The sequence below is a fragment of the Variovorax sp. YR266 genome, from assembly GCF_900107295.1.
Classification (GTDB): domain Bacteria; phylum Pseudomonadota; class Gammaproteobacteria; order Burkholderiales; family Burkholderiaceae_C; genus Variovorax.
Genome location: NZ_FNPM01000002.1, coordinates 514,649 through 541,383, shown reverse-complemented (window position 1 = coordinate 541,383; position 26,735 = coordinate 514,649). Strand labels below are relative to the sequence as shown.

At 66.7% G+C, this 26,735-nt stretch carries 26 protein-coding genes, 1 tRNA gene and 1 pseudogene; 18 read left to right on the top strand and 10 right to left on the bottom strand.

From position 1 onward, the window contains the following. Nucleotides 1-27: 27 nt before the first annotated feature. Both BLW48_RS08080 and BLW48_RS08075 read right to left on the bottom strand, forming a co-directional pair. Nucleotides 28-1,065: a chorismate transformation FkbO/Hyg5 family protein gene (locus BLW48_RS08080; RefSeq protein WP_093054651.1), complete on the bottom strand. Its 1,038-nt coding sequence runs from the start codon at nt 1,063-1,065 to the stop codon at nt 28-30. Between the two features lie 2 nt (nt 1,066-1,067). Further along, on the bottom strand, nt 1,068-1,856 hold the full coding sequence (locus BLW48_RS08075; RefSeq protein ID WP_093173922.1) for a class I SAM-dependent methyltransferase: 789 nt from the start codon (nt 1,854-1,856) through the stop codon (nt 1,068-1,070). A gap of 119 nt (nt 1,857-1,975) precedes the next feature. Here BLW48_RS08075 and BLW48_RS08070 point away from each other — a divergent pair, with 119 nt between their 5' ends. From BLW48_RS08070 to rng, 9 genes are read left to right on the top strand one after another with little or no spacing between them, the layout of a single operon-like run. Continuing rightward, complete coding sequence (locus tag BLW48_RS08070) at nt 1,976-2,701, top strand: YebC/PmpR family DNA-binding transcriptional regulator (RefSeq protein ID WP_056518292.1); 726 nt, start codon at nt 1,976-1,978, stop codon at nt 2,699-2,701. 38 nt (nt 2,702-2,739) lie between these two features. Continuing rightward, nucleotides 2,740-4,038, top strand: coding sequence for a phosphoribosylamine--glycine ligase (purD, locus tag BLW48_RS08065; RefSeq protein WP_093173920.1), 1,299 nt, complete (start codon nt 2,740-2,742; stop codon nt 4,036-4,038). After that, complete coding sequence (hemF, locus tag BLW48_RS08060; protein WP_093173918.1) at nt 4,038-4,964, top strand: oxygen-dependent coproporphyrinogen oxidase; 927 nt, start codon at nt 4,038-4,040, stop codon at nt 4,962-4,964. The genes purD and hemF overlap by 1 nt, the downstream gene beginning before the upstream one ends. Continuing rightward, nucleotides 4,961-5,593 carry a nicotinate (nicotinamide) nucleotide adenylyltransferase gene (gene nadD / locus BLW48_RS08055; protein ID WP_093074656.1) on the top strand — a complete coding sequence of 211 codons (633 nt, stop codon included), beginning with the start codon at nt 4,961-4,963 and terminating at the stop codon, nt 5,591-5,593. Before hemF ends, nadD begins: the two co-directional genes overlap by 4 nt. After that, nucleotides 5,593-6,255, top strand: coding sequence for a ribosome silencing factor (rsfS, locus tag BLW48_RS08050; RefSeq protein ID WP_093173916.1), 663 nt, complete (start codon nt 5,593-5,595; stop codon nt 6,253-6,255). The genes nadD and rsfS overlap by 1 nt, the downstream gene beginning before the upstream one ends. Then, nucleotides 6,252-6,719 carry a 23S rRNA (pseudouridine(1915)-N(3))-methyltransferase RlmH gene (rlmH, locus tag BLW48_RS08045; protein WP_042579728.1) on the top strand — a complete coding sequence of 156 codons (468 nt, stop codon included), beginning with the start codon at nt 6,252-6,254 and terminating at the stop codon, nt 6,717-6,719. Before rsfS ends, rlmH begins: the two co-directional genes overlap by 4 nt. Beyond that, a complete protein-coding gene (locus tag BLW48_RS08040) occupies nt 6,716-7,420 on the top strand; it encodes a phytanoyl-CoA dioxygenase family protein (RefSeq protein WP_093173914.1) in 705 nt (234 codons plus the stop codon). Before rlmH ends, BLW48_RS08040 begins: the two co-directional genes overlap by 4 nt. Before the next feature lie 3 nt (nt 7,421-7,423). Beyond that, nucleotides 7,424-8,026: a Maf family protein gene (locus tag BLW48_RS08035; RefSeq protein ID WP_093173912.1), complete on the top strand. Its 603-nt coding sequence runs from the start codon at nt 7,424-7,426 to the stop codon at nt 8,024-8,026. 7 nt (nt 8,027-8,033) lie between these two features. Beyond that, nucleotides 8,034-9,560, top strand: coding sequence for a ribonuclease G (rng, locus tag BLW48_RS08030; RefSeq protein WP_093054667.1), 1,527 nt, complete (start codon nt 8,034-8,036; stop codon nt 9,558-9,560). A gap of 3 nt (nt 9,561-9,563) precedes the next feature. Here the strand turns inward: rng and msbA are convergent, their stop codons facing one another. Then, on the bottom strand, nt 9,564-11,348 hold the full coding sequence (gene msbA, locus BLW48_RS08025) for a lipid A export permease/ATP-binding protein MsbA (protein WP_093074645.1): 1,785 nt from the start codon (nt 11,346-11,348) through the stop codon (nt 9,564-9,566). A gap of 254 nt (nt 11,349-11,602) precedes the next feature. On the opposite strand from msbA, the gene tolB reads away from it, so the two are divergent. From tolB to BLW48_RS08000, 5 genes are all read left to right on the top strand, one after another. After that, the gene (tolB, locus tag BLW48_RS08020; protein ID WP_218132221.1) at nt 11,603-12,829 is read left to right on the top strand and encodes a Tol-Pal system beta propeller repeat protein TolB; all 1,227 of its coding nucleotides are present in this window, start codon (nt 11,603-11,605) and stop codon (nt 12,827-12,829) included. A 28-nt stretch (nt 12,830-12,857) separates the two neighbouring features. Further along, nucleotides 12,858-13,373, top strand: a complete 516-nt coding sequence (gene pal, locus BLW48_RS08015) for a peptidoglycan-associated lipoprotein Pal (protein ID WP_093054673.1) — start codon at nt 12,858-12,860, stop codon at nt 13,371-13,373. Next, nucleotides 13,373-14,122 carry a tol-pal system protein YbgF gene (gene ybgF, locus BLW48_RS08010; protein WP_093054675.1) on the top strand — a complete coding sequence of 250 codons (750 nt, stop codon included), beginning with the start codon at nt 13,373-13,375 and terminating at the stop codon, nt 14,120-14,122. The genes pal and ybgF overlap by 1 nt, the downstream gene beginning before the upstream one ends. 19 nt (nt 14,123-14,141) lie before the next feature. Beyond that, a complete protein-coding gene (locus BLW48_RS08005; RefSeq protein WP_093173910.1) occupies nt 14,142-14,987 on the top strand; it encodes a tRNA threonylcarbamoyladenosine dehydratase in 846 nt (281 codons plus the stop codon). A 52-nt stretch (nt 14,988-15,039) separates the two neighbouring features. Continuing rightward, nucleotides 15,040-15,115: transfer RNA gene (locus tag BLW48_RS08000), tRNA-Lys, on the top strand. A 53-nt stretch (nt 15,116-15,168) separates the two neighbouring features. Here BLW48_RS08000 and BLW48_RS07995 read toward each other — a convergent pair. Further along, nucleotides 15,169-15,294: pseudogene (locus BLW48_RS07995) on the bottom strand (manganese efflux pump); the annotation flags it as partial. 98 nt (nt 15,295-15,392) lie between these two features. On the opposite strand from BLW48_RS07995, the gene chrA reads away from it, so the two are divergent. Next, entirely contained in the window at nt 15,393-16,763 is a 1,371-nt protein-coding gene (gene chrA, locus BLW48_RS07990) for a chromate efflux transporter (RefSeq protein ID WP_093173908.1), read from the top strand. 54 nt (nt 16,764-16,817) lie between these two features. Here chrA and BLW48_RS07985 read toward each other — a convergent pair whose 3' ends face one another. The 4 genes from BLW48_RS07985 to BLW48_RS07970 all read right to left on the bottom strand — a co-directional run bounded on the left by BLW48_RS07985 (nt 16,818) and on the right by BLW48_RS07970 (nt 23,781). Continuing rightward, nucleotides 16,818-17,843 (bottom strand): DMT family transporter, encoded by a 1,026-nt coding sequence (locus BLW48_RS07985; RefSeq protein WP_093173906.1) that lies wholly within the window; start codon nt 17,841-17,843, stop codon nt 16,818-16,820. A 122-nt stretch (nt 17,844-17,965) separates the two neighbouring features. Continuing rightward, a complete protein-coding gene (locus BLW48_RS07980) occupies nt 17,966-21,046 on the bottom strand; it encodes an efflux RND transporter permease subunit (protein WP_093173904.1) in 3,081 nt (1,026 codons plus the stop codon). Nucleotides 21,047-21,056: 10 nt separating this feature from the next. Next, complete coding sequence (locus BLW48_RS07975) at nt 21,057-22,226, bottom strand: efflux RND transporter periplasmic adaptor subunit (RefSeq protein ID WP_177142295.1); 1,170 nt, start codon at nt 22,224-22,226, stop codon at nt 21,057-21,059. Nucleotides 22,227-22,278: 52 nt separating this feature from the next. Then, nucleotides 22,279-23,781 (bottom strand): efflux transporter outer membrane subunit, encoded by a 1,503-nt coding sequence (locus BLW48_RS07970; protein ID WP_093174165.1) that lies wholly within the window; start codon nt 23,779-23,781, stop codon nt 22,279-22,281. 369 nt (nt 23,782-24,150) lie between these two features. Between BLW48_RS07970 and BLW48_RS07965 the strand changes: the two genes are divergently transcribed. Then, the gene (locus BLW48_RS07965; RefSeq protein WP_093054685.1) at nt 24,151-24,711 is read left to right on the top strand and encodes a fasciclin domain-containing protein; all 561 of its coding nucleotides are present in this window, start codon (nt 24,151-24,153) and stop codon (nt 24,709-24,711) included. Between the two features lie 291 nt (nt 24,712-25,002). Here the strand turns inward: BLW48_RS07965 and BLW48_RS07960 are convergent, their stop codons facing one another. Continuing rightward, nucleotides 25,003-25,719: a helix-turn-helix domain-containing protein gene (locus tag BLW48_RS07960; protein WP_093054687.1), complete on the bottom strand. Its 717-nt coding sequence runs from the start codon at nt 25,717-25,719 to the stop codon at nt 25,003-25,005. 70 nt (nt 25,720-25,789) lie between these two features. Here BLW48_RS07960 and BLW48_RS07955 point away from each other — a divergent pair, with 70 nt between their 5' ends. Together BLW48_RS07955 and BLW48_RS07950 are read left to right on the top strand one after the other, a co-directional pair. Continuing rightward, on the top strand, nt 25,790-26,023 hold the full coding sequence (locus BLW48_RS07955; protein ID WP_093054689.1) for a helix-turn-helix domain-containing protein: 234 nt from the start codon (nt 25,790-25,792) through the stop codon (nt 26,021-26,023). A 7-nt stretch (nt 26,024-26,030) separates the two neighbouring features. Beyond that, the gene (locus tag BLW48_RS07950; RefSeq protein ID WP_143047733.1) at nt 26,031-26,267 is read left to right on the top strand and encodes a hypothetical protein; all 237 of its coding nucleotides are present in this window, start codon (nt 26,031-26,033) and stop codon (nt 26,265-26,267) included. Here BLW48_RS07950 and BLW48_RS07945 read toward each other — a convergent pair. Next, on the bottom strand, nt 26,218-26,721 hold the full coding sequence (locus BLW48_RS07945; RefSeq protein ID WP_093054693.1) for a hypothetical protein: 504 nt from the start codon (nt 26,719-26,721) through the stop codon (nt 26,218-26,220). The genes BLW48_RS07950 and BLW48_RS07945 overlap by 50 nt on opposite strands. Nucleotides 26,722-26,735: the final 14 nt, after the last annotated feature.

Below are 26,735 nucleotides of genomic sequence, written 5' to 3'. Positions count from 1 at the left end.
GGCAATGCGCGGTCGGACAACGACCGGTCATGCCCGTAGCAGGCCGGCTGCGACCGTGTGGGCCTCGATCTCGACCAGCAGGTCGCTGCGGCAGATGTCGGCTTCGAGGTACACCGCGTGGCGCGCCATCGGCGCGTCGGCGCCGAGCGTGCCTTCGATGATGCTGCGTACAGCTTCGGTGTCCGACGGGTGACGCACGTAGACCACGCAATCGAGCTCGGCCAGCGAGAACTTCGCGGTGCCGCGTTCGTTGGCGGCGGCAATCACCGCCTGCAAGTTGCGCAGGGTTTCGCGCGTCTGCTCGAGCACGTCGCCGTGGTGCACGGTTTCGTGGCCGACGATGCTCGCAGTGCCGGAGATGAAGAGGGCGATGTTGCCGTCGCCGATGTCCGCCAGCGCGGCGCGCGAGAAGGTCGGCGAGCGCGGGCCGTAGGTTTCGGGATAGCGGTAGGCCGAAACCTGACGCGGGTTTTCGACCGGCAGCGGCGCCTGCTGGCCGGCCAGGAAGCGGATCGACAGGGCGCCCTGGTGGATGCCCAGTGCACAGGCCGCAGGCGCGCCCTCGAAGGCGGCGCGGCCGGCTTCGAGAAACGCTTCCTGCCGGCCGAGATTGAACTGCCGGTAGCGCTCCAGCCCGCCGCCGTCGGCGTTGATCTGCGGCAGGTAGTTCCAGATGCGCTGCAGGTGCGGCGTGCCGGCCTGGTCGAGCGTCTTGAAGAGGTCGCGGTAGGCGCGGTGCGCGAGTTCGGCGAGGCCCTGTTTTTCGGTGGCTTCGTCCAGGTCGATGGCGCCGAGCAGCCAGTGCCCGTCGGTGCGCCAGCGCGCGATGCCGGTGGTGCCCGACTTGACGTGTTGCGGACGGCTCACGTGCCACACATCGGCCATGGCGCCGTTTGCCGACAGCACGCGCGCGTTGACGGTCGGCATCCAGGCCACGCCGTGCGGCGTGCCGTAGCCGAGCGCCGCGAAGGGCGCCTTGCCGTCAACAGCCAGCGCAAGGCTGGCCGGCAGCGACAGGCGCTCGACGCGCAGATGGGAAGAAGGGGTTTCGTCCTGAGCTCGCACTATCAGCTGGCCTCGACGGTGTGTTCGGGTTTGATGGCGGTGTAGGCAGAGAAGACGCCGAGGCTCGCATGCCGGCGCACGTCGCGAAAACCCGCGTCGGCCAGCGCCTGCATCACCCGTTCGGGCGGAATGCAGGCCTCGATCGTGTCCCAGTAGTAGCGCCACAGTTCCGAGGTGTTGCGTTGGCGACCGACCACGCGGGCGATCAGCGGCACCACGGCACGCATGTAGCCCTTGAGCAGCGCAGTTGCGAAGCGGCCCTCGGGCTTGGTGATTTCGAGTACCGCCACCCGCCCGCCGGGGCGCAGCACGCGATGGAACTCGCTGAAGGCTGCCGCCACGTCGCTGATGTGGCGCATGGCGTAACCCATGCTCACGAAGTCGCTGCTGGCATCGGGCCGGGGCAGGGCTTCGGCCACGCCGCGCACCAGTTCGATGCCGGGCAGCTTGACCTGGCCCAACATGCCGGGGCTGGGGTCGATGCCTACGAGCTGGCCGGTGGAGCCGATGAGTTTCAGCGCCTCGCGGGCCACGAGCCCGGTGCCGATGCCCACGTCGAGCACCTGCATGCCCGCCGAGAGGCCGGCTTCCCGCAGCGCAGCACGGCGATACGAGGGGCCGGTGCCGAAGGCCAGCACGCTCTCGATGCGGTCGTAGTCCGCGGCCGTGCTGTCGAAGATGCGCAGCAGGAACGCCTGATGCTCGGCCTCGGTCTTGTAGTACAGCGGCAAAGGGGCGTGCGGCGGCAGGATGTCGGGATTCCCGGGCCCGACGGAAGGCGATGGCGTCATCGAACGATTATCACCAAAAGCCCCGGCCCGAATTCCGGGGCCCCAGGGCGGGCGTTGTGTGCGCCGGACAGTAAACTCGGAGCCTGCTTAGAAAACACAGGACAGCGAGATAGAAAGCCATGGCCGGACATAGCAAGTGGGCGAATATTCAGCACCGGAAGGGCCGCCAGGACGAGAAGCGGGGCAAGCTCTGGACCCGCGCCATCCGCGAAATCACAGTGGCCGCCCGCGCCGGTGGCGCCGACCTGGGCTCCAACCCCCGTTTGCGGCTGGCGGTGGAAAAGGCCAAGGCGGTGAACCTGCCCATCGACACCATCAAGCGCAACATCGACAAGGCCACGGGCAACCTCGAAGGCGTCAATTACGAAGAAATTCGTTACGAAGGGTACGGCATCGGTGGCGCGGCGATCATCGTCGACACCATGACCGACAACCGCGTGCGCACCGTGGCCGAAGTGCGCCACGCCTTCTCCAAGCACGGCGGCAACATGGGCACCGAGGGCTCGGTGGCCTTCCAGTTCAAGCACTGCGGCCAGTTCATCTTTGCGCCGGGCACCAATGAAGACAAGGTGATGGAAGTGGCGCTCGAAGCGGGCGCCGAAGACGTCGTTACCGACGACGACGGTGCCATCGAGGTGATCACCGCTGTCGCCGACTTCGAAGCGGTGAAGAACGCGCTCGAGGCCGCGGGCCTGAAGCCCGACGCCGCCGAAGTCACCATGCGCGCCGAAAACACGGTAGACGTGACCGGCGAAGACGCCGCAAGAATGCAGAAGTTGCTCGATGTGCTCGAGGACCTGGACGACGTGCAGGACGTTTATCACAACGCCTCGCTGTCCGAGTGAATGTTTGTTGAATCACAGCGAGAAATGAAGGCCCGCGAATGAAGGTACTGGTAATTGGGGGAGGGGGCCGTGAACACGCTCTGGCATGGCGGCTGGCACAGGCTGCCCGGGTGAGCCGTGTATACGTGGCGCCGGGCAACGGCGGCACCGCAGCCGACGAGCGCTACGACTGCGTCGACATCACCGAGCCCGCCGCGCTGCGCGAATGGGCGATGAAAGAAAAGATCGCGCTGACCGTGGTCGGCCCCGAGGCGCCGCTGGCTGCGGGCGTGGTGGACGAGTTCCGCGCGCACGGCCTGCGCATCTTCGGCCCCACGCAGGCGGCCGCCCAGCTCGAAAGCTCGAAGGCCTTCTCCAAGGCCTTCATGAAGCGCCACAAGATCCCGACCGCCGAGTACGAGGCTTTCACCGACGCCGCCGCGGCGCATGCGTACATCGACGCCAAGGGCGCGCCCATCGTCGTCAAGGCCGACGGCCTGGCGGCTGGCAAGGGCGTGGTGGTTGCCATGACCGCAGAGGAAGCGCACGAGGCCGTCGACTTCATGCTGGTCGACAACAAGTTCGGCGTGTCGCACAACGAAGGCGGCGCGCGCGTCGTCATCGAAGAATTCCTGCAGGGCGAGGAAGCCAGCTTCATCGTGCTGTGCGACGGCAAGAACGTCACTGCACTGGCCACCAGCCAGGACCACAAGCGCCTGCTCGACAACGACGAGGGTCCCAACACCGGTGGCATGGGCGCGTATTCGCCCGCGCCGGTGGTCACGGCCGAGGTGCATGCGCGCGCCATGCGCGAGATCATCCTGCCGACCATCCGCGGCATGGAGAAAGACGGTATTCCGTTCACCGGCTTCCTCTATGCCGGCCTGATGATCGACGCCACGGGCCACCCCAAGACGCTCGAGTTCAACTGCCGCATGGGCGACCCCGAGACGCAGCCGATCATGATGCGTCTGAAGTCTGACCTGTTCGAGGTGTTCTGGCACGCCACCGACGGCACGCTCGACCAGGTCGAGCTGCAATGGGACCGGCGCGTGGCGCTGGGCGTGGTGATGGCTGCGCACGGCTACCCGCTGTCGCCGCGCAAGGGCGACCGCATCACCGGCATTCCGGCCGAGGCGCCCGATGCCGTGGTGTTCCACGCCGGCACGACGCTGGAAAACGGCGAGCTCAAGACCAGCGGCGGCCGCGTGCTCTGCGTGACCGTGCTGGCCGACAGCGTGAAGCAGGCGCAGCAGCGGGCCTACGAGGTTGCGGCGCGCGTCAGCTTCGACGGCGCTCAATACCGCAAAGACATCGGATTCCGCGCGGTGCACGCGCGCAACACCCACGGCGCTTGATGCAGCAAACCAACCCGGCAGCGGTCGGCGAGTACCTGCGCGGACTGCAGCAGTCGATCATCGCGGCGGTCGAGAAGGCCGACGGCGGCACCTGCGTGCGCGATGCCTGGGAGAAAGCGCCGGGCGAACCGCTGCAGGGCCATGGGCTGACCTGCATCCTCGAAGGCGGTGAACTGTTCGAGCGCGCGGGCTGCGGCTTCTCGCAGGTGCGCGGACCGAAGCTCCCGCCCTCGGCCACGCAGAACCGGCCCGAGTTGGCAGGTGCGCCTTTCGAGGCGATGGGCGTGTCGCTGGTGTTCCATCCGCGCAACCCCTACGTGCCGATCGTTCACATGAACGTGCGCATGCTGGCTGCGCTGCCCAAAGAAGGTGCAGGAGGCGAGCCGGTCTGCTGGTTCGGCGGCGGCATGGACCTCACGCCGTGCTACGGCTTCGAGGAAGACGCGGTGCACTTTCACACTGTGTGCCGAGACGCGCTCGCACCTTTCGGCGACGACAAGTACCCGCGCTTCAAAACCTGGTGCGACGAGTATTTCTTCCTGAAGCATCGCGGCGAACAGCGCGGCATCGGCGGCATCTTCTTCGATGATTTCTCCGAGGGCGGTTTCGAGAACGGCTTCGCGCTGATCCGCTCGGTGAGCGATGGCTTTTTGCCGGCGTATCTGCCGATCGTCGAGCGCCGCCGCGCCACGCCTTACGCGGAGCGCGAACGCAGCTTCCAGCTTTACCGGCGCGGCCGTTACGTCGAGTTCAACCTCGTGTGGGACCGCGGCACGCACTTCGGCCTTCAGTCGGGTGGGCGTACCGAATCGATCCTGCTGTCGATGCCGCCGCTGGCCAGCTGGGCCTACCAGCAGCAGCCCGAGCCGGGCAGCCCCGAAGCCGCGCTGTACAGCGACTTCATCGTGCGGCGCGACTGGTTGTGAACCGCTCCGGCACTGCGGTGCGTCGCATCGGCGTTTTCGGCGGCGCGTTCGATCCGCCGCACAACGCCCACGTCGCGCTAGCCGAAGCCGCGCTGGCGCAACTCGATCTTGCCGAACTGCACGTCATTCCCACGGGGCAGGCCTGGCACAAGAGCAGGGCGCTCACGCCGAAGGAAGACCGCCTTGCGATGACGCGGCTGGCCTTCGCTGACCTGAAAGGCACCGTCGTCATCGACAGCCGCGAAGTGCTGCGCGACGGGCCCACCTACACACTCGACACCCTGCACGAATTGCAGCGCGAGCAGCCCGGCGCACAGCTGGTCCTGATCATGGGCGCCGACCAGGCGAGCGCGTTGCCGACCTGGCACGGCTGGCAGGATATACTCGGCATTGCTATCGTTTCTGTAGCGTATCGCGCACTATCGACGAGCAACACTGCTCGTTTTGATCCGAAAATGCTTCCCGGCCTCCCGGCTGGCGCGCGTTTCGAGGCGCTCGAACTGCCACCTATGAACAACAGCGCCACCGAGATTCGACGGCGCGCGGAGCTTGGCGTGGACATTTCCTCGCTGGTTCCGCCCACGGTTGCACGCTATATTGACCAACACCACCTCTACCGCTCTGCCTGATGACCACTGAAGCCGCCGCCAAGAAAGACACCCAGAAACTCCAGCGAGCCATCATCGATGGTCTCGAAGACGTCAAGGCGCAGGACATCCAGGTATTCGACACAGAACATCTTTCACCGCTGTTCGAGCGCGTGATCGTGGCGTCGGGCACCTCCAACCGCCAGACGAAGGCGCTGGCCGCCAGCGTGCGCGACGCGGTGCGCGAAGCCGGTTTCGGCAAGCCGCGCATCGAGGGCGAGGACAACGGCGAGTGGATCATCGTGGACTGCGGCGCGGCCGTGGCGCACATCATGCAGCCCGCCATCCGCCAGTACTACCACCTCGAAGAGATCTGGGGCGACAAGCCGGTGCGTGCAAAGCTCGGCGGCGCGAAGCCCGCGGTCGCCACCGCATCGAAGGTCGGCACCGAAGAGAAGAAGCCGGCCACCAAGACGCCGACGCTGCGCCGCTCGAGCGCCGCCAAGACCGCGATCCGCGCGGCAGAACAAGAAGCCAAGGCTGCGAAGGCCCCGGCCAAGAAAACCGCTGCCAAGAAGGCTCCCGCCCGGAAGACCACCACCGCGCGCGTGCCGGTCAAGGTCGTCGGCAAGCCCGCTGCCAAGAAGCCCGCTGCAAAGAAGACGACGACGGCTGCCAGGAAGGCGCCAGCCCGCCGCGCATGAAGCTGCTGGTGGTCGCCGTCGGGCAGCGCATGCCCGATTGGGCACAGACTGCCTGGGACGACTACGCCAAGCGCTTCCCGCCCGAGCTCAAGCTCGAGCTGCGAGCAGTCAAGACCGAGCCGCGCGGCTCCAAGTCGCTTGAAACGCTGTACGCCGCGGAGCGCGAGCGCATCGAAGGCGCAATTGCGCGTGGCATGCGCATCGTCGCGCTCGACGAGCGCGGCACGGCGCTGACCACCAAGGCGCTTGCCGCGCGCCTGCAGGCCTGGCAAGGCGAGGGCGACGACGTCGCCTTGGTCATCGGCGGGCCCGACGGGCTCGACCCGGCCTTCAAGGCCGCGGCCCACGAACGCATCCGCCTGTCCGACCTGACGCTGCCGCACGCGATGGCGCGGGTGCTGCTGGTCGAGCAGCTGTACCGGGCGTGGTCGGTCAATGCGGGTCATCCTTACCACCGCGAATGACAAGCGCCGACGGGCGGGTCGCGTTGCTCGAGGAGAAGGGCCATGCGCTGCTGCCGGCGCAGTTGCCGTTTGATCTGCTGGACGCAACCGCGCAGTCGCTCGACCATTGGCTGGGGCAGGCGGCAGGCAGCCGCAACCTTTTGGCCCAGCCGCACTGCAGTGAGATTGCTGTTCAGCTGAAAACACGGCTGGTCGGCATGGGCCTGCTCGATGCTTCATCGGTGGCCGTGCAATGCACGCTCTTCGACAAGACGGCCGACAGGAACTGGCTGGTCGCGCTGCATCAGGACACCTCGATTCCCGCTTCAGGCGCCGGCATGCCTGCCGTCCTCAAGGAAGGCGAGCCGTATGTGCAGCCGCCGGTCGACGTGTTGCGATCGCTGCTCGCCGTGCGGGTGCATCTGGATGATTGCGGCGTGGATGCGGGGCCGTTGCGCGTCGTATCGGGCAGCCACCGCGCCGGACGGCTGAGCGATGCCGAAGCGCAGGACTTGCGCGTCGAACACGGCGAGACGGCCTGCACGGCGGCACGGGGCGACGCCCTGCTGATGCGCCCCTTGCTGCTGCATGCGTCCTCCCGCGCCCGGTCACCGGCTCGTCGCCGAGTCCTTCACTTTCTTTTCGGACCCGCGCGCCTGCCGCACGGACTGGTCTGGAACCGTACTGTGGCCGGCGGGCAGCCGGCCCTTCAGGAGAACTGAACCTTGCCGGACTTCATCTACCTCGCTTCGCAGAGCCCGCGCCGCGCTCAACTGCTCGGTCAACTCGGCGTGCGCCACGAACTGTTGCTGGCCGATGCCGACGAAGACGCCGAATCGCTCGAAGCCGTGCTGCACAACGAGGCCCCTGCAACGTATGTGCAGCGCGTCACGGCCCTGAAGCTCGATGCCGCGGTGGCCAGGCTCCGGCGCCGCGGCCTTGCTGATTCACCGGTGCTGTGTGCAGACACCACGGTCGCACTCGGCCGCACCATCCTCGGCAAGCCCGAAGACGCGGCCGATGCGGCGCGCATGCTGCGATTGCTCTCAGGTGCCACGCACCGCGTGCTGACCGCCGTTGCGCTGCAGCATGGCGCACAACGCCACGCCGCGCTCAGCGTGTCGCGCGTGCGCTTCGCCAACATCACAGACGCCCAGATCGCCCGCTATGCGGAAAGCGGCGAGCCGCTGGGCAAGGCCGGTGCCTACGCCATTCAAGGCGCGGCGGCCGCGTTCATCGAGCACATCAGCGGGTCCTATTCGGGCATCATGGGCCTCCCCATGTTCGAGACAGCAGGGCTGCTTCGAAACGCCGGTTTCAATACTTGAGAATTCCATGCAAGACATCCTGATCAACTGGTCTCCGCAGGAGACCCGTGTGGCGCTGGTCGAGCACGGCGCGGTGCAAGAGCTGCACGTCGAGCGAACGCTGGAGCGAGGCTTGGTCGGCAACATCTACCTCGGCAAGGTGTCGCGCGTGCTGCCGGGCATGCAGTCGGCCTTCATCGACATCGGCCTGGAGCGCACGGCTTTCCTGCACGTGGCCGACATCGTGGCGCCGTTCACGCCGGGCTCGCGGCCCAGCGCGCCCGCGCCCGAGCGCGACCACCGCAACGGCGGGCCGATGGTGCCCATCGAGAAGCAGGTGTTCGAAGGCCAGTCGCTGTTGGTGCAGGTCATCAAGGACCCCATCGGCACCAAGGGCGCGCGGCTGTCCACGCAAATCAGCATTGCCGGGCGGCTGCTGGTGTTCTTGCCGCAGGACAACCACATAGGCGTGTCGCAGAAGATCCCGTCGGACCAGCGCGAGTCGCTGCGCAACCGCATGCTGGCGCTGATCGAAGCGGCCGCTGCGGCCGACAGTGGCGGCGTGGTGCCGGCCAACACCGGCGGCTTCATCCTGCGCACCAACGGCGAGGACTCCACCGACCCCGAGCTGGCCGAAGACATCGCCTATCTGCGCAAGACCTGGTCGCGCATCCGTGACGCCTCGATGCGCATGCCGCCGATGTCGTTGCTGCACCAGGACCTGAGCCTGCTGCAGCGCGTGCTGCGCGACATGACCAGCGAAGACACGCAGACCATCCGCATCGACTCGCGAGAGCAGTTCGAGGTGCTGCTGAAGTTCGGGCTCGAATTCATGCCCAAGGCGGCGGGCAAGCTGCAGCACTACAAGGGCGAGCGGCCGATCTTCGATCTGTATTCGGTGGACGAGGAAATCGCGAAGGCGCTGGGCCGGCGCGTCGAACTCAAGTCGGGCGGCTACCTTGTGGTCGACCAGACCGAGGCGTTGACCACGGTGGACGTGAACACCGGCGGCTTCGTCGGTGCACGCAACTTCGACGACACCATCTTCAAGACCAACCTCGAGGCGGCGCAGGCCATTGCGCGGCAGCTGCGGCTGCGCAACCTGGGCGGGATCATCATCGTCGACTTCATCGACATGGGTCGCGACGACCACCGCGAACAGGTGCTGGCGGAGTTCCGCAAGCAACTGGCGCGCGACCGCGTGAAGACCACGGCCGGCGGCTTCTCTCAGCTCGGGCTGGTCGAGATGACGCGCAAGCGCACCCGCGAATCGCTGGCGCACATGCTGTGCGAGCCTTGCGCGGCCTGCGGCGGGCAGGGAATCGTTAAGACCGCGCGCAGCGTGGCCTACGACGTGATGCGAGAGATATTGCGCGAGGCGCGGCAATTCACGCCGCGCGAGTTCCGCATCGTGTCGTCGCCGCAGGTGATCGAGCTGTTCCTCGACGAGGAGAGCCAGCACCTGGCGGGGCTGAGCGACTTCATCGGCAAGCCGATTTCGCTGCAGTCCGAGCCCGCGATCGGGCAGGGACAGTACGACATCGTGCTGCTTTAAGGCCTAAAGCGTCGGGTCTTGCCCCGGCGGCGCGCTGCGCACCGCCAGTGTCTGCAGCCGCGCGTAGAGGCCGTCCAGCGCCATGAGTTGCTCGTGGCTGCCTTGCTCGGCGATACGGCCTTGCTCCATCACGATGATCCGGTCGGCATGCTGGATGGTCGACAGGCGGTGGGCGACGATCAGCGTGGTGCGGTTCTGCATCAGACGCTGCAGGGCGTCCTGCACCAGCCGTTCGGATTCGGTGTCGAGCGCCGAGGTGGCCTCGTCGAGCAGCAGCACGGGCGCGTTCTTGTAGAGCGCACGGGCAATGGCGAGGCGCTGGCGCTGGCCGCCTGAAAGCTGCGTTGCGTTGTGGCCCAGCACCGTGTCGAGGCCCTGGGGCAGGCTTTCGACGTGCGCGCTCAGGTTGGCTGCCTCGATGCACTGCAGCACGCGCTCGCGGTCGATCTCGCCGCCCAGCGCCACGTTGGCCGCCAGCGTCTCGTTGAGCATCACCACGTCCTGGCTCACCATGGCGAACTGGGCGCGCAGGCTTTTCAATTGCCATTCGCTGGTGTCGTGCCCGTCGAGCAGCACCTGCCCGCCGCTGGGCTGCACGAAGCGCGGCAGCAGGTTGACCAGCGTGGTCTTGCCCGAGCCCGAAGGGCCGACGAAGGCAACCACCTGGCCGGGTTCGATGGTCAGGCTCACGCCGTCGAGCGCGCGCTGTTCGTCTTCGCCGCGGTAGCTGACCTGTACGTTGCGCAGTTCGATGCGCCCTTCGGCGTGTTCGACCTGGAACGTGCCTTGCGACTCAGGGGCCACGTCGTCGATCAGTATCAGTCCGCGCTCCAGTGCGGCGAGGCCGCGTGTGATCGGGCCGGCCACTTCGGCGAGGCGCCGGATCGGCGCGATCAACATCAACATGGCCGTGATGTAGGCGACGAAGCCGCCTACCGTGAAGCCCTGCTTGCCGCTTTGCCAGAGCGCGATCATCACCACGATCGACAGCGCGAGCGACGCCATCATCTGCGTGAGCGGCGTGGTGGCAGCCTGGGCGATGGTCGACTTCACGGCCAGGCGGTTCAGGCGCTGGCTCAGCTGTTCGAAGCGGCGGCCCTGCGCGCCTTCCGCGCCGTGCAGGCGCACCACGCGGTGGGCGAGCACGTTTTCCTCGACCACGTAGGCCAGCTCGTCGGTGGCCTGCTGGCCCTGCTGGGTCAGGCGGTAGAGCCGCTTGGAGAACACCTTCATGATCCAGGAGATGCTAGGCACCAGGAAGGCGACGATGAGGGTGAGCTTCCAGTTCAGGTAGACCAGATAGCCCAGCAGCGCGATCAGCGTGAAGCCGTCGCGCGAGAGTCCGAGAATCGCTTGCACCAGCAGCATCGCGCCGGTCTGCACTTCGTAGACCACCGTGTTCGAGAGGGTGCTGGCCGACTGCCGGGCGAACAGCGCGAGTTCGGCGCCGAGCAGCCGCTCGAACAGCACCCGCCGCAGCTTCTGCATGCCTTCGTTGGCGATGCGCGACAGCGCGTACTGGGAAATGAACTGGGCGATGCCGCGCACTGCAAACAGCAGCAGCACGGCGGCGGGCACGAACCACAAGGGCATCTCGCCGCGCGTGAAGCCCCGGTCGAGCAGGGGCTTCAGCAGGGCGGCCATCAGCGGCTCGGTGATTGCTGCCAGCATCGCTCCGCTCAGTCCAAGGGCCCACCATTGGCGGGAGCCGCCAAACCAGGTCATGAGTCGCGCCATACGGCGCATCAGGGGAGGGCGTACGTTCTCGCCGCCGGGGGGTGCTTGCATGGCGGCGGATTCTACGGGGGCCCTCATTCAGGGCCTTCCGCAGGTGCTTCTGTAGGACCGCGCCGCCGGATAAACGTTTTGTGACGGCGGCTTCAAGCCAGTGTGTAACATGTGGCCCGTTACAGCCGGGGAGAACTTTTTACCCGGAAACCTCTCCGAACCGCATGAACAAGCCGTTGCCAACTCTAATTCCAACTCCTTCTTCATCGTTATTTGCACGCCGCACGCTCATCGCGGCTCTCGCTGCCACTCCCATGCTTCCTGCGCTGGCCCAGTTCCGGGTCGAGGTGTCGGGCGTCGGGCTCACGCAGCTGCCGATTGCGCTCGTTCCTTTCAAGGGCCAGGAAGGCTCGCCCCAGAAGATCTCGGACATCGTCCAGGCCGACCTGGAACGCAGTGGCCAGTTCCGCGGCGTCGACGCTTCGGGCCAGGCGCTGGACGAGGCCTCGCGCCCCGACCTGTCGCTGTGGCGCCAGCGCACGGCCGATTCGCTCGTGGTGGGCAGCGTCAACCGGCTGGCCGACGGCCGCTTCGACGTGCGCTTCCGCCTGTGGGACGTGGTGAAGGGGCAGGACCTGGGTGGCCTGAGCTACACCGTTCCTCAAGGTGACCTGCGCCTTGCCTCGCACCGCATTGCCGACTACGTGTACGAGAAGCTGACCGGCGAAAAAGGCATTTTCTCGACCCGCATCGCCTACGTCACCAAGGGCGGCAGCCGCTACTCGCTGTGGGTGGCCGATGCCGACGGCGAGAACGCCCAGGCCGCGCTCGCCAGCCCCGAACCCATCATCTCGCCCTGCTGGTCGTCCAACGGGCAACAGCTGGCGTATGTGTCCTTCGAGTCGCGCAAGCCTGTCGTGTACGTGCACAACGTGGCCACCGGCCAGCGCCGGCTGCTTGCGAACTTCAAGGGTTCCAACAGCGCGCCGGCCTGGGCGCCAGACGGCAATTCCCTTGCCGTCACGCTCAGCCGCGATGGCGGCTCGCAGCTGTTCTCCATTCCGGCCAGCGGCGGCGAACCGCGCCGCCTGACGCAAAGCTCCAGCATCGATACCGAGCCGGTGTACTCGGCCGATGGCGGCACCATCTATTTCGTGAGCGACCGCGGCGGTGCGCCCCAGATCTACAAGATGAGCGCAGGCGGCGGCAACCCGACGCGGGTGACCTTCAGCGGCACCTACAACATTTCTCCGTCTGTCAGCGGCGATGGCCGGTGGTTGGCCTACATCTCCCGAGTGGGCGGTGCCTTCAAACTCCATGTGATGGAGTTGGCAACCGGCAACGTCAGCGCAATCACCGACACCTCCGCGGACGAAAGTCCAAGTTTTGCCCCGAACAGCAAGCTGATCGTCTATGCAACGCAATTGCAGGGCCGCGAAGCCCTGATGACGACCACGCTCGATGGAAAAATAAAGGCACGACTGGCGGGACAGGCGGGAGACATCAGGGAACCGGACTGGGGTCCGTTTCAAAAGCAATGACCAAGGTTTATTTGAGGAGTTTGAAAATATGTTGAAACGTACGATTTATTCGCTGGCCATCGTGGCTCTCATCGCCGGTTGCTCGTCGGGCACGAAGCTCAACGAAACGCCGGTGACCGACCGTTCCGGCACGGCCGGCGGCCAGCAAGGCGCCAGCACCGTGGCACCTGTCACCATCGATCCGACCGCGGGCACCGCGCAAGGTCCGATTGGCGTCGAGCGCATCGTGTATTTCGACTACGACAGCTACACGGTCAAGCCCGAGTTCCAGTCGCTGATCGACGGCCACGCCAGGTTCCTCAAGGCCAACCCGCAACGCCGCGTCTCGATCGAAGGCCACACCGACGAACGTGGCGGCCGCGAGTACAACCTTGCACTCGGCCAGAAGCGTTCCGAAGCCGTGCGCCGCGCGCTGACCCTGCTGGGTGTGAGCGACAGCCAGATCGAAGCCGTGAGCTTCGGCAAGGAAAAGCCTGCCGTCACGGGCTCGGGTGAAGAAGTGTGGGCGCAGAACCGCCGCGCCGAAATCCGCTACACCCGGTGATGCCACGCGCCATGCTGCGAGGCGCGGCGCTGGCTGCCGCCTTGCTCTGCGTCTCGATGGGGTCGCAGGCTGCACTGTTCGAGGATGACGAGGCTCGCCGCGCCATCCTCGACTTGCGCCAGCGCGTCGAGGCCATGCGCCAGCAGACCGACCAGCGGCTGACCGACGAGAACGGCCAGCTACGCCGCAGCCTGCTCGACCTGCAGAACCAGATCGAGCAGATGCGTGGCGACCTGGCGCGCATGACCGGCCAGAACGAGCAGCTCACCCGCACGGTGAGCGAGATGCAGTCGCGCCAGACCACCATCGACGACAAGCTCAAGCAGAGCGAGCCTTCGAAGGTGTCGGTGGACGGCCGCGAGTTCACCGCCGATCCCAAGGAAAAGGCCGACTTCGACGCCGCCCTCGGCGTGTTCCGCTCGGGCCAGTTCGCGCAAGCGCAGACCGCGTTTGCCGAGTTCGTCAAGCGCTACCCGCAAAGCGGCTACAACGCCTCGGCACTGTTCTGGCTCGGCAATGCGCAGTACGCCACACGCAACTACAACGAGGCCATCGCGAACTTCCGCTCCATGCTCTCGCTCGCGCCCGACCATGCCAAGGCCCCTGAGGCCGTGCTGTCGATCGCGAACTGCCAGATCGAGCTGAAGGACACGCGCGCCGCGCGCCGCACGCTGGAAGACCTGACCAAGGCCTATCCGCAGTCCGAAGCCGCACAGGCCGGCCGCGAGCGCCTCTCGCGCCTGCGTTGATGCCGGCGGAGCTTTCCGCTTGAGCGCCATCATCGCTGCCGCGTTCACCACTCCTCCTGCCGCCGCGGATGTCGTCACCGACACCGCGGCGCCTGACTTTGCGCGCCGCTTCGGCGGACTCGAGCGGCTGTATGGCGTGGCCGGTGCCGCGCGCATCCGCAATGCGCACGTGCTGGTCGTTGGCATCGGCGGCGTGGGCTCGTGGGCGGTCGAGGCGCTGGCGCGCAGCGGGGTGGGGCGGCTGACCATGATTGACCTCGACCACGTGTCGGAGTCGAACATCAACCGCCAGATCCACGCGCTCGACGCGACCGTGGGACAGGCCAAGGTCGAAGCCATGCGCGACCGCATCGCGCAGATCAACCCCGAGTGCAAGGTGCAGGCGATCGACGAGTTCGTCGAGCCAGGCAACTGGCTCTCGCTGCTCGACGCGGCACAGGCTGCGAACGGGCCGGCAACGGCCGTCATCGATGCCTGCGACCAGGTGAAGGCCAAAGTGGCCATGGCTGCATGGGCGCGTGCGTCGCGCACGGCGTTCATCACGGTGGGCGCGGCGGGCGGGAAGCGGCAGGCGCACAAGGTCGACATCGACGACCTGTCGCTCGTCACGCACGACCCGCTGCTTGCGCAGTTGCGTCAGCGCCTGCGCAAGGAGCATGGCGCCCCGCGTGAAGGCCGCAAGATCGGCGTTGCCTGCGTCTTCAGCCGCGAAAGCGTGGCGCCGCCGGATGCGTCGTGCGCAATCGAAGGCGACGGTTCGCTCAACTGTCACGGCTACGGCTCGGTGGTGAGCGTGACGGCAACCTTCGGTCAATGTGCTGCAGGTTGGGTGCTCGACAAAATCGCGTCAAACGTCGCGCTATAATCTTTGGCTTTGCCGGATTCAACGCCGGCAAGAGCAAGAATAAAAAAGGTTTGGGACGTTAGCTCAGTTGGTAGAGCAGCGGACTTTTAATCCGTTGGTCACTGGTTCGAATCCAGTACGTCCTACCAAACTTTCAAGAATCCCCGCCTGCCTTGTGCACGCGGGGATTTTTTCTGCGCGATCAAGCCAGACCGTTCAGGTGCTCATAGAGGATCAACACGCCGATCCCGATCAGCACGAGGCTGCCGATGATCTCCGCTCGCTTGCCGAGCACCGCGCCCAATACGCGCCCCACCATCACGCCGATGGGTCTGCTAGGATTTCCGTCCCGGGAAAACAGCCTCCCGGTCTGCAAAGTAAGACGGTGTCCCGTCCAAGCGCTGGCGACTCATAACGGAGCTATCCGTGGACACCGTACTGCCTGACTCCTCTCCCGCGCATTCCGCGCCAATCCAGCCCGTCTCCTTCGCCGAAGCATTCCGCTTCTGGCTCAAGCTCGGCTTCATCAGCTTCGGCGGTCCTGCCGGGCAGATCGCGATCATGCACACCGAGCTGGTCGAGCGCCGGCGCTGGATCAGCGAGAAGCGCTTTCTGCATGCGCTCAACTACTGCATGCTGCTGCCCGGCCCCGAGGCCCAGCAACTAGCCACCTACATCGGCTGGCTGATGCACCGCACCTGGGGCGGCATCGTCGCCGGCGCGCTGTTCGTGCTGCCGTCGCTGTTCATCCTGATCGCGCTGTCCTGGATCTACATGGCCTACGGCAATGTGCCCGCGGTGGCAGGCATCTTCTACGGCATCAAGCCGGCCGTCACCGCGCTGGTGCTGCACGCGGCACATCGCATCGGCACGCGTGCGCTGAAGAATCGGTGGATGTGGGGCATCGCGGGCGCGGCCTTCGTGGCCATCTTCGCCTTCGACACACCGTTCCCGGCGATCGTGATCGGGGCCGCGCTGATCGGCCATTTCGGGGCGCGCTGGGCGCCGGGCGTGTTCGCGCTGGGCGGTGGCCATGGCGGCGCCAATCAGGGCTACGGACCGGCGCTGATCGACGACGACACGCCGACCCCCGCGCATGCCCGCTTCACGCGCGGCCGCCTTGCCAAGGTGTTGGCAGTGGGACTCGGCCTGTGGGCCCTGGCGATGGGCGTGCTCGTGGCCACGCAGGGCTGGCAGAGCGCGCTGGTGCAGATGGGCTGGTTCTTCACCAAGGCCGCGCTGCTGACCTTCGGCGGTGCCTACGCCGTTCTACCTTATGTGTACCAGGGGGCGGTCGAGCATTACCACTGGCTCAACGGCACGCAGATGATCGACGGCCTGGCGCTCGGCGAGACCACACCTGGGCCGCTGATCATGGTGGTGGCCTTCGTCGGCTTCGTGGGCGGCTGGCTGCAGCAGGTCGCGGGGCCGGGCGCCTTGTTCGTCGGCGGGGCGTTGGCGGCCACGGTGGTGACCTTCTTCACCTTCCTGCCGTCGTTCGTTTTCATCCTCGCGGGCGGGCCGCTGATCGAGGCCACGCACGGCAAGCTCGGGTTCACCGCGCCGCTGTCGGCCGTTACGGCAGCGGTGGTCGGCGTGATCCTGAATCTCGCGCTGTTCTTCGCGTACCACGTGCTGTGGCCGCAGGGTTTCGGTGGGCGCTTCGACGCGCTGTCCGCGGTCATCGCGGTGGCTGCGGCCGTGGCGCTCTTTCGCTTCAAGGTCGGCGTGATGCCGCTGCTCGGCGCCTGCGCGGCCGTCGGGCTGCTGGCGACCCTGGTGCCCGGGCTGCGCTGAGGAGCTGCGCGCGGCCGGCTGGTCTTGCGCTTCATCGAGCCCGAGGGTTCTTCTTCAGTGCGGATGCGCGTGGTGCGCGTCCGGCACGTGCGCATGCGTGTGGTGCAGCGGCGTGTGGTGGTGCGGGTGGCTGTGCTCGCCCACCGGCATCGGGTCGTGCGTATGGTCGTGATGCCCGTCGTCGTGCCGGTGCGCGTGCTCATGGTCGAGCGGCTCGTGGTCGTGCGCATGGCCGTGGGATTCGGCCAGGTGCAAGGCAACGCCGGCAAGCATCAGCAAGCCGCCGGTCGCCATGCCCCAGCTCAAGGCACGGTCCCCCAGCGCGATGGCGACCACTGCGCCGATGAACGGTGCAAAGGCGAACACCGAGCCCGTGCGCGCCGCGCCGAAGGCACGTTGCGCCAGCAGGTAGAGCCGCAAGCTGAGCCCGTAGCCGCTGGCACCGATGGCGAGCAGTGCCAGGGCCGCGGTCCAGCCAGGCAGCGGTTCGCCGGTCGCAATTGCGAGCAGGGCGGTCGCGCCCGCGCCCAGCAGCGACTTGCCGAGCACCACCTGGCCGGGATCGCGCTCGGCCAGCGCGCGCGACAGGGTGTTGTCGATGCCCCAGGCAGCCGTGGCAGCCAGCACTGCGAGCAGGCCCAGCAGCTGCACGCCGCCGCTCAGGCCCCGGTCGATCACCAGCACCATGCCGCCCGCGAGCAGCAACAGCATCGCGCTCCACACCCGGCGGTCCATCACTTCGCGGTAGAGCGTACGCGCCAGCACCGCGGTGAACAGCGCTTCGAGCGCGAGCATGAGCGAGGCGCTGGTGCCGCTGGTGTGCTGCAGGCCCCAGGCGAGCGCCACGGGGCCGATGACGGCGCCGAACAGCGCCATCCACGACAGCCGCTTCAGGTCGGCGCGGCGCAGTGCCGCTTCGCGCTCCACCGGCTGGCGCAGCCAGGCGCCCATGAACGCGGCGCCGGCGTAGAGCAGGGCAGCAGTGGTGAAGGCGCCGAGTTCCGCACCCGCACGCTGGACCAACGGCGTGCTGATGCCGAAGAGTGCCGCGGCCGCGAGGGCCAGCAGGCCGCCGCGCATTGCCGGGAGATGGAAGAGGGGCACGTCTTCAGTCCTTTAAGAGTCGTTGCTGCAATTCTGAAACGAAAAAGCCCGCTGCTTCCACGGCAGCGGGCTCGACCGGTGCGACCTGGCCCGAAGGCTCAGGCCTCCGGCGCCACCGCCCCCGGCAACGCCGGCTGTTCCGGCGGGCTCTCCGCGCTTTCTTCCTTCTGATGCCGCGCCGCAATGAACAGGTACATCGCAGGCACGACAAACAAGGTGAACAGCGTGCCGATCGACAGCCCGCTGAAGATCACGATGCCCATCGCCTTGCGCCCGGCCGCGCCGGCGCCCGAGGCAATGACCAGCGGCAGCACGCCGAAGACCATTGCCGCCGTCGTCATCAGAATTGGGCGCAGCCGCGTGCCGGCCGCCTCGACGATGGCGTCGAGCTTGCTCAGCCCCTGTTTCTGCAGCCGGTTCGCCACTTCGACGATCAGGATGCCGTGCTTGCTGATCAGCCCCATCAGCGTGACCAGCCCCACCTGCGTGTAGATGTTCATCGAGGCAAAGCCCCAGAAGATGAAGATCATTGCGCCGAAGAGGGCCAGCGGCACCGACACCAGGATCACCACCGGGTCGCGGAAGCTCTCAAACTGCGCCGCCAGCGCCAGGAACACGATGATCAGCGCGAACAGGAAGGTGATGGCGAAGTTGCCCGACTCCTGCACGAACTGGCGCGACTGGCCCGAGTAGTCGACGGTGTAGCCGCTGGGCGCCAGCTGCTGCACCACGCCGCGCAGGTACTCCAGCGTTTCGCCCTGCGTGCCGCTGGGCACGCCCTGGATGGTCACGGAGTTGAGCTGCTGGAAGTGGTTCACCGTCTCGGGCTGCACGGTGTACTTCAGGCTCGCGACCGTGCTTGCCGGCACCACGCCGTTCGGGGTCTTGATGTAGAAGTTGAGCACGTCAGACGGGTTGAGCCGGTCGACCTGCTGCACCTGCGGGATCACCTTGTACGAGCGGCCCGAGATCGAGAAGTAGTTGACATACCCGCCGCCCAGCGCCGCGCCCATCGCGTTGCCCACGTCCTGCTGCGTGATGCCAAGCGTGGCGATCTTGTCGCGGTCGACCACCACGGTGGCCTGCGGCAGGTCGATCTTCAGGTCGGCATCGATGTAGTAGAACTTTCCGTCCGCGCGCGCCTTGTCCATGATCTGCTGCGCGAGCGTGTTCAGGTTCTCGAAGGGCTCGGTCGTCTTGATGACGAACTGCACCGGCAGGCCCGAGGCACCCGGCAGCGCCGGGAACTGGAAGGCCACGACCTTCGCGCCCGCAATGCCGTTCCAGCGGTTCTGCAGATCGGCCTGGATCTCGTGCGCGCTGCGCGTGCGCTGGTCCCAGGGCTTGAGCAGCACGCCGGCAATGCCCGCGTTGGTGCTCGGCACGCCGGTCAGCTGGAACAGCTGCGCGTATTCGGGCGTGTCGTGCGCAACCTTGAAGATCTGGTCCGCATAGGTCTGCATCTGGTTGATGGTGGCCGTGGGGGCGCCCACCACCTGCGACAGCACGATGCCCTGGTCTTCCTCGGGCGCAAGCTCCGACTTCGACATCTTGAACATCACGAACAGCAGCGCCACGAGGATGGCGCCCATCACGATCATCACCGGCCAGGTCTTCAGCACACCGCGCAATATCAGCTGGTAACGGCGGTGCACGCGTTCGAAGGTGTGCTCGATGAAAGTCGCGAACTTGCCGGTGTCCTGCTCGGGCTTGAAGAAGCGCGAGCACATCATCGGCGACAGCGTGAGCGCGACCACGCCCGACACCACCACCGAGCCCGCGAGCGTGAACGCGAATTCGGTGAACAGCGATCCGGTCAGCCCGCCCTGGAAACCGATGGGCACGTACACCGCAACCAGCACCACCGTCATGGCAAGAATGGGCCCGCCCAGTTCACGCGCCGCGAGCAGCGAAGCCTGCATCGGCGACTTGCCCTCCCGCATGTGCCGGTCGACGTTCTCCACCACGATGATCGCGTCGTCCACCACCAGCCCGATCGCCAGCACCAGCGCCAGCAGCGTGAGCAGGTTGATGGAGTAGCCAAGCACCAGCATCACGAAGAAAGTGCCGATCAGCGACAGCGGCATGGCAATCACCGGCACCACCACTGCGCGGAAGCTGCCCAGGAAGAGGTAGATCACCACCGTCACGATGATCAGCGCCTCGACCAGCGTCTTGATCACTTCGCTGATGGACGTGTTGATGAAGTCGGTCGAGTCGTAGACGATCTTTCCGGTCAGGCCCGTGGGCAACTGGGCCTGCAGGTCGGGGAACACGGTGCGAACCTGCTTGGCCACTTCGAGGATGTTGGCCTCGGGCGCGACCTTGATGCCGATGAACACCGAGCGCACGCCGTTGAAGGCCACGTTGAAGTCGTAGTTCTCCGAGCCGAGCGTGACATTGGCCACGTCCTGCAGCCGCACGATGGCGCCGTTGCTGCTCTTCACAGAGAGCTGCTTGAACTCGTCCACGCTGTGCAGCGAAGTGCCGGCCGTGAGCGGCACGCTCACCATCTGGCCCTTGCTGGTGCCCACGGCCGCCAGGTAGTTGTTGGCGGCGAGCGCGGTGCTCACGTCGGTGGCGGTCACGCCGTAGGCGGCCATCTTCTGCGCGTCGAGCCAGGCCCGCAGCGCGAAGGTGCGCGCGCCGAGGATTTCGGCAGTCTGCACGCCCGCAATGGCGTTGAGCTTGGGCTGCACCACGCGCACCAGGAAGTCGGTCACGTTGTTGTTGGGCAGCGTGTCGCTATAGAAGCCGATGTACATGGCATCGGTGGTCTGGCCCGTGGCCACCGTGAGCACCGGCTGCTGCGCCTGCGGTGGCAGCTGGTTGCGCACGGAATTGACCTGCGTGTTGATCTCGGTCAGCGCGCGGTTCGAGTCGTAGTTCAGCCGCAGCGTGGCGGTGATGGTCGACACGCCCAGGCTGCTCGACGACGACAGGTAGTCGATACCCTGCGCCTGCGACACGGCGGCTTCGAGCGGCTGCGTGATGAAGCCCGCGACCGTGGCCGCGTCGGCGCCGTAGTAGGCGGTGCTGATGGTGACCACGCCGTTCTCGGTCTTCGGATACTGGTTGACCGGCAGGCCGGCCAGTGCGCGCAGCCCCAGCACCACGATCAGCAGGCTCACCACCATCGCCAGCACGGGCCGGCGGATGAAGATGTCGGTGAAGTTCATGCGGGCTGCCTCACTTTTCCTGCGGCGTCGGCGCCGCGTCGTTGGTGGGCTGCACGCTGTTGTCCACCGTCACGGGCGAGCCGTTCTTCAGCTTGTTCTGTCCGCTGCTCACCACCACCTGGCCGGCTTTCAGCCCCTTGACGATGGAGATCTGGTCGCCGCGCGTCGGGCCGGTCTCGATAAAGACCTGCTCGGCGACGAGCTGCGGCTTGCCCGACGGGTTGGCCGCGGGGGCCGACGTACCTGCAGCACCGGCAGCACCAGCAGAACCAGCCTTTGGCGGCTCGGCTTCCTTCACCACGTACACCGTGGAGCCGTACGGGTTGTAGGTGACGGCGGTGGAGGGCAGCGTCAGCTGTTCCTGCACGCCGCCAATGTCGATCTTCACGTTCGCGAACATGCCGGGCAGCAGCAGCAGCTTGGGGTTCGACACCGTGGCCTCGACCTGCACGTTGCGCGTGGCGGAGTCCACCTTCGGGCTGATCGCGTTGATCTTGCCGGTGAAGCTCTGGCCCGGGAAGGTGTCGACAGTCAGGTTCACCACCTGGCCTACCGCGAGGCCCGCGAGCTGCTGCTGCGGCAGCGAGAAGTCGGCGTATATCGGGTCCAGCGTCTGCAGCGTCACGAGCTTGTCGCCCGCGTTCACGTACTGGCCCGGGTTCAGCGCGGTGATGCCGAGGCGACCCGAGAAGGGCGCGCGGATCGACTTCTTCGCCACCACGGCCGCCTGCTGCTCGACCTGTGCGCGCTTGGCTTTCAGGTCGTTGGTGTCGGCGTCGATCTGCGCCTGGCTCACGGCCTGCACAGCCAGCTGCGCCTGGTCGCGCTTCAGCACGGTGGCGGCCTGCGCGGCGGCGGCTTCGGCCGAATGCAGCAGGGCGATGTCGGAGTCGGCGTTGAGCTCGACCAGCAGCGCGCCGGCCTTCACGTCCTGGCCCGACTTGAAGTGCACCGTGCGCACCAGGCCCGCCACTTCGGTGCTGAGGTCGGCGCCGCGCACCGGGTTCAGCGTGCCGACCGCGGTGAACTGCGTCTGCCACTGCAGCTTCTGCACCTGGGCCGTCGACACCGTCTGCGGCGCCGGCTTGGGCACGGCCGCGATCAGCGCGCGGATCTGCAGGAACTTGCCGAGCGCGAGCGCGGCGACCAGCAGCAGCACGCAGCCGATCATGATGATCATTCTCCGGGTCATAGGTAGGCTTTTCTTTGTGTTATTTGATGGAGGTGTTCGGTCAGTTCTGTGCGGCGGGCTGTGCCGCAGGTTGCTGCCCCGGTGCGATCACCGCATCGGCCAGCGCGCCTCGGTTCCACCAGCCGCCGCCGAGCGCCTGGAAGAGGGCGGCGGTGTCGGCATAGCGCGCGGCCTGCGCCTGCACCAGCGCCGTGTGCGTCTGCAGCCAGGCCTGCTGCGCGGTCAGCAGCGTGACGTAGCTCACCGCGCCGGCACGGAACTGCGCGGTCGACAGGTCCAGCGACTGCCTTGCAAGAGATTCGGCCGTGGCCTGGGTCTGCAGGGCATTGGCGTCGAGTTCCAGTGCGCGCAAGGCATCGGCCACGTTCTGGAAGGCGCCGAGCACTGTGTTGCGGTACTGCGCCGCCGCCGAGTCGTAGGCCGCGACCGCCGCGCGCTGCTGCGCGCGCAGGGCGCCGCCGTTGAAGATCGGCTGCGTGAGCCCGGCGCCGATGTTCCACAGGGTGGTCGGGCCAGTGAACAGGTCGCGCGCCCGCAAGGCGCTGTTGCCGTAGCTGGCGCTCAGCTGGATCTGCGGATAGAGGTTGGCTGTGGCCACGCCGACTGCCGCGCTGGCCTGGTGCAGCTGCGCTTCGCTGGCACGCACGTCGGGGCGCTGGCGCGCGAGTTCGGAGGGCAGTGAAAGCGGCAACGCCTGCGGCAGCGAGAGACTTGCCAGGTCGAATTCGGGCAGGCCCGCTTCTGACGGCAGGCGGCCCGCGAACACTGCGAGCTGGTGGCGCGTCTGCGCGAGCGATTTCTCGATGGGCGGCACTGTGGCTTCGGTCTGCGCGACCTGCGTGCGCTGCTGCAGCACGATCGACTTCGCGATCGCGCCGGTGTCGAACTGCTTTTCGATCACGTTCAGCTGCTCGCGCTGCGCCTGCAGCACCTCGCGCACAGCCTGCAGCTGCGCGCGCAGCGAGGCTTCGCGGATGGCGGTGGTGACAAGGTTCGAGGTCAGCGTGAGGTAGACCGCCTCGACCTGGTAGCGCTGCGCTTCCACCGCGGCCCGTTCGCCTTCGATCTGCCGGCGCGAGCCGCCGAACACGTCGAGGTTGTAGCTGACGTTGACCGAGGCGTTGTACAGCGTGAGCAACTGGCCGCCCGGCACCTGCGTGCTGACTTCGGATGCGCGCTCGCGCTGCACGCCGAGCTGTCCCGTGACCTGCGGCCATAGCAGGTTGCCCGACTTGGCGTCGTACGTGGCTTCGGCCTGGCGCAATGCGGCCTGCGCAGAAGCCAGCGTGGGGCTTTGCGCGAGCGAGGCGCGGATCAGCCGGTCGAGCGGCTCCGAGTGAAACACGTCCCACCACTGCGCGGGAATGTCACGGCCCGGCAGCAGTTCCTGGGCCTGGCCGGCCGGCACGTTGGCCTGTGCGGTGCGCGCGGGCATAGGCGCGGGCGTGTAGTCGGTGCCGCTGGCGGCGGCCGGTAGGTCGGGCGTCTTGAAGTCGGGGCCGACCGCACAGGCGCTCAACAGCAGCAGGACGGCACCGAGCACGGCACCCTGGGCAGGCCGCCCCATCCGCCGGCGCGCGGAAGCCGCACGCGGAGAACTGGGGGGACCCTCCAACGCATTGTTTTCTTGATTTGGCATGGGGCAGCGGTTGTACACCCGGACCGTCCGGGATACCTGACTTTCCTGAAATGTCGTCGTCTGCGCTCCACGCCGCAAGAGCGATGCGACGAAATTTGCACTGCGTGGTGCGAAATGCATGGGCACGGCGCGAACCGCGGCTACCGGAATGCAGTCCTTTGCTTTCCTTTTTCTTTTCGCCGTTGCCGAATCTGTTCCGCGCGAGCTCCCGTATTGAAGACAGCCGCTGCCATTTCGCGGTGGTCGGTCATTCATTCAACCAGGAGCATCTTCATGCAGCGCAAACTTCATCGCCTCGCCGCCGTCTCTCTCGCCATCGCACTGTCTGCCGGCGCGGTCTCGGCCCTCGCGGCTTCGGTCATGGTGGGCGGCGCGCCGATGTTGCCGACCAAGGACATCATCGACAACGCAGTCAACTCCAAGGACCACACGACGCTGGTTGCCGCAGTCAAGGCTGCTGGCCTGGTCGACACGCTCAAGGGCCCCGGTCCGTTCACTGTGTTCGCGCCCACCAACGCCGCCTTCGCCGCACTGCCGGCCGGCACCGTCGATACCCTGCTCAAGCCCGAAAGCAAAGACGCCCTGACCGGCGTGCTGACCTACCACGTGGTGGCCGGCAAGCTGGACGCAGCCGCGCTGAAGAAAGAGATCAAGGCCGGCAAGGGCTCGGCCGAACTCAAGACCGTGGCCGGCGGCACGCTCGTAGCCAAGGAAAAGAGCGGCAAGATCACCCTCACCGACGAGAAAGGCGGCACCGCCACGGTGACGATTCCCAACGTCTACCAGTCGAACGGCGTGATCCACGTGGTCAACAAAGTGCTGCTCCCCAAATAAGCAAGGCGCCCCCGCCCCCTTCCAGAAACACCGAGGAACCGGCTCCGCCGGGCCTCAGGTGTTGCCGCCGGTAGGGGGAAGGAGAAGCGACACGAAGTGCGCGCAGCCTGGGGGCGAGCAAAAAAAAGCCCGCACTAGGCGGGCTTGAAGGTGACCTGCTGGAGGAGGGAGGATCAGAGGATGCAGGCCACAGGGAGAGACATGAATATCGCCTGTGAACCTGCACGCAACCTGACCTCGCTGGAATCTTGTTCCAGGCTCATTCCCCGCTAATTTTTGGACCGTCTGCGCTCAGTCTTCGTCTTCCCATTTGCCGACGACGGTGCCCAGCACGGTGAAGGCCTCGCGCACTGGCTCGTGCTTCGGATTCAGCGGCAGCAGCCAGCGTCGGCCGTCGTCTTCCTTGTAGACCTTGAACGTGACTTCGCCGCTGTCCTCGAGCTTCGCGATGATGCGTTCGCCGTCCTCGGGCTTCCTCAGCGACGTATCGACGAACACGATCGACTCTGCCGGATAGCTCTTCAGGTGGCCGCTGGACGCCGTCATGCTGTCGCCGCGTACGCGCAGGGCGTAGCTCTGGAGGCTGTGGTGGGCGATGCAGGGAATCCAGCGCTCGGCACGCGGCTGTTGCGAGACTTCGTGGCTGTCCCAGTTGGCGGCATCCGCCCAGGAAATGAGTGGCACGGTGCCGGGCGTGCGGGGCGAGAACGACGGAATCAACGGCGCTATGTGCGTCACCCGGTAGGGGCCCGGCGGCTCGTTGGCCTTGTCGCGGGCCTGGCGGATCTGGTCTTCGTCCCAAGGCGCGGGGCCGTCGCCGGTGTCGAGCCAGTGCGGGTCGGCGCGGTAGGCGCGTGCCAGCGCGAGCACGCTCATCGACCGGCTGACGTCCCCCCGCTCGATCTTGGAAATGCTGGACTGTTTGACGCCGGAAGCCGCTTCGGCCTGCTTCTGCGTCATCTTGGCGAATTTGCGCGCAGCCAATGCGCGTGTGGCAATGCTCTCCATCGGTTGGGGATTTAAGCCCAAACGAATATTCTTCCCAAACTCTAGAATATTAAAAAAAGGGAGTAATGCCATGAAGCCACGCGAGTTGGTGCTGGCGCTGAGGGCCATGGGGCTCACGCAGAAGCAGATCGAACAGAGAACCGGAATTCCGCAGCCAACGGTCAGCAAGATCGGCCTGGGGAGGGTGGGCGACGTCATGTCGCGCCACTACCTCGCGCTGCTGGCCGCCTACGAGCAGCGGATGAAAGAAGAAGCGCTCAAGCCCGCGCCGCAGGGCTTTCGCCAGCCATCGATCAATGAATGAATAGGCCGTGCGCCGCAGACGATTGCCGTCGGGCCTGTGGCTCGACCGCGCGCTGTGCGTGCTGCTGGCGCTGCTGTCCCTGGCGGGGCTGGTTGTCGGGCTGATCGCGGCGCGCCCGGCCATCGCTGGTGGCGGCTGCTTCGGGCTGGTCTGCGCGGCGTGGGCGGCGCAGGTGCTGTTCGACCGCGAGGCGCTCAGGCGCTCGCGTGCGGTTCGGGCGGCGCGAGAGCGAGGGTGGAGCTGACGCGCACGCAGTCCTTGATGTGCTGCTCGCCGAGCGCCCGCAGCGCCGCATAGCCGAGCGCGGCCGACACGATCTGCCCGGCAATGGGCACGTACTTGGTCGCCTGCTTGGCGGTGAGGCGCACGCCCGCGTGCTTTGCAAGCCGGATCAGCAGGTCGCGCGTGACGAGCCGCCCGACCAGCAGGGCGCCGACCGTGGTCGCGGCCTTCTGGATGCGCTCGCGCTGGTGCGGCGCGAGCTTTTCGACCTGAGTAACCGAAAGGCCGAATTCCGCGCTGATCTGCGGCACCAGCCGCGAGAGCAGCGCGGCGTCGGCCATCCAGTCGATGCCGGGCAGGGGAACGGCGCTGGCCGCGGCCGCCATCAGCGCCTTGCGGGTGATGAGGCGGCGGCTGCGGTGCACGGCGGCGATGAGTTTTTCGTCACCCCGGGCCAGTTCGATTGCAGACGGCATCCAGCGGCTCCCTT

What these genes read in the sequence shown, in the direction of transcription:
- BLW48_RS08075 (WP_093173922.1), bottom strand. Translation starts at nt 1,856, where the DNA reads ATGACGCCATCGCCTTCCGTCGGGCCCGGGAATCCCGACATCCTGCCG.
- BLW48_RS08070 (WP_056518292.1), top strand. Translation starts at nt 1,976, where the DNA reads ATGGCCGGACATAGCAAGTGGGCGAATATTCAGCACCGGAAGGGCCGC.
- purD (WP_093173920.1), top strand. Translation starts at nt 2,740, where the DNA reads ATGAAGGTACTGGTAATTGGGGGAGGGGGCCGTGAACACGCTCTGGCA.
- hemF (WP_093173918.1), top strand. Translation starts at nt 4,038, where the DNA reads ATGCAGCAAACCAACCCGGCAGCGGTCGGCGAGTACCTGCGCGGACTG.
- rsfS (WP_093173916.1), top strand. Translation starts at nt 5,593, where the DNA reads ATGACCACTGAAGCCGCCGCCAAGAAAGACACCCAGAAACTCCAGCGA.
- rlmH (WP_042579728.1), top strand. Translation starts at nt 6,252, where the DNA reads ATGAAGCTGCTGGTGGTCGCCGTCGGGCAGCGCATGCCCGATTGGGCA.
- BLW48_RS08040 (WP_093173914.1), top strand. Translation starts at nt 6,716, where the DNA reads ATGACAAGCGCCGACGGGCGGGTCGCGTTGCTCGAGGAGAAGGGCCAT.
- rng (WP_093054667.1), top strand. Translation starts at nt 8,034, where the DNA reads ATGCAAGACATCCTGATCAACTGGTCTCCGCAGGAGACCCGTGTGGCG.
- msbA (WP_093074645.1), bottom strand. Translation starts at nt 11,348, where the DNA reads ATGCAAGCACCCCCCGGCGGCGAGAACGTACGCCCTCCCCTGATGCGC.
- tolB (WP_218132221.1), top strand. Translation starts at nt 11,603, where the DNA reads ATGCTTCCTGCGCTGGCCCAGTTCCGGGTCGAGGTGTCGGGCGTCGGG.
- pal (WP_093054673.1), top strand. Translation starts at nt 12,858, where the DNA reads ATGTTGAAACGTACGATTTATTCGCTGGCCATCGTGGCTCTCATCGCC.
- ybgF (WP_093054675.1), top strand. Translation starts at nt 13,373, where the DNA reads ATGCCACGCGCCATGCTGCGAGGCGCGGCGCTGGCTGCCGCCTTGCTC.
- BLW48_RS07985 (WP_093173906.1), bottom strand. Translation starts at nt 17,843, where the DNA reads ATGCGCGGCGGCCTGCTGGCCCTCGCGGCCGCGGCACTCTTCGGCATC.
- BLW48_RS07980 (WP_093173904.1), bottom strand. Translation starts at nt 21,046, where the DNA reads ATGAACTTCACCGACATCTTCATCCGCCGGCCCGTGCTGGCGATGGTG.
- BLW48_RS07975 (WP_177142295.1), bottom strand. Translation starts at nt 22,226, where the DNA reads ATGATCATCATGATCGGCTGCGTGCTGCTGCTGGTCGCCGCGCTCGCG.
- BLW48_RS07965 (WP_093054685.1), top strand. Translation starts at nt 24,151, where the DNA reads ATGCAGCGCAAACTTCATCGCCTCGCCGCCGTCTCTCTCGCCATCGCA.
- BLW48_RS07960 (WP_093054687.1), bottom strand. Translation starts at nt 25,719, where the DNA reads ATGGAGAGCATTGCCACACGCGCATTGGCTGCGCGCAAATTCGCCAAG.
- BLW48_RS07955 (WP_093054689.1), top strand. Translation starts at nt 25,790, where the DNA reads ATGAAGCCACGCGAGTTGGTGCTGGCGCTGAGGGCCATGGGGCTCACG.
- BLW48_RS07945 (WP_093054693.1), bottom strand. Translation starts at nt 26,721, where the DNA reads ATGCCGTCTGCAATCGAACTGGCCCGGGGTGACGAAAAACTCATCGCC.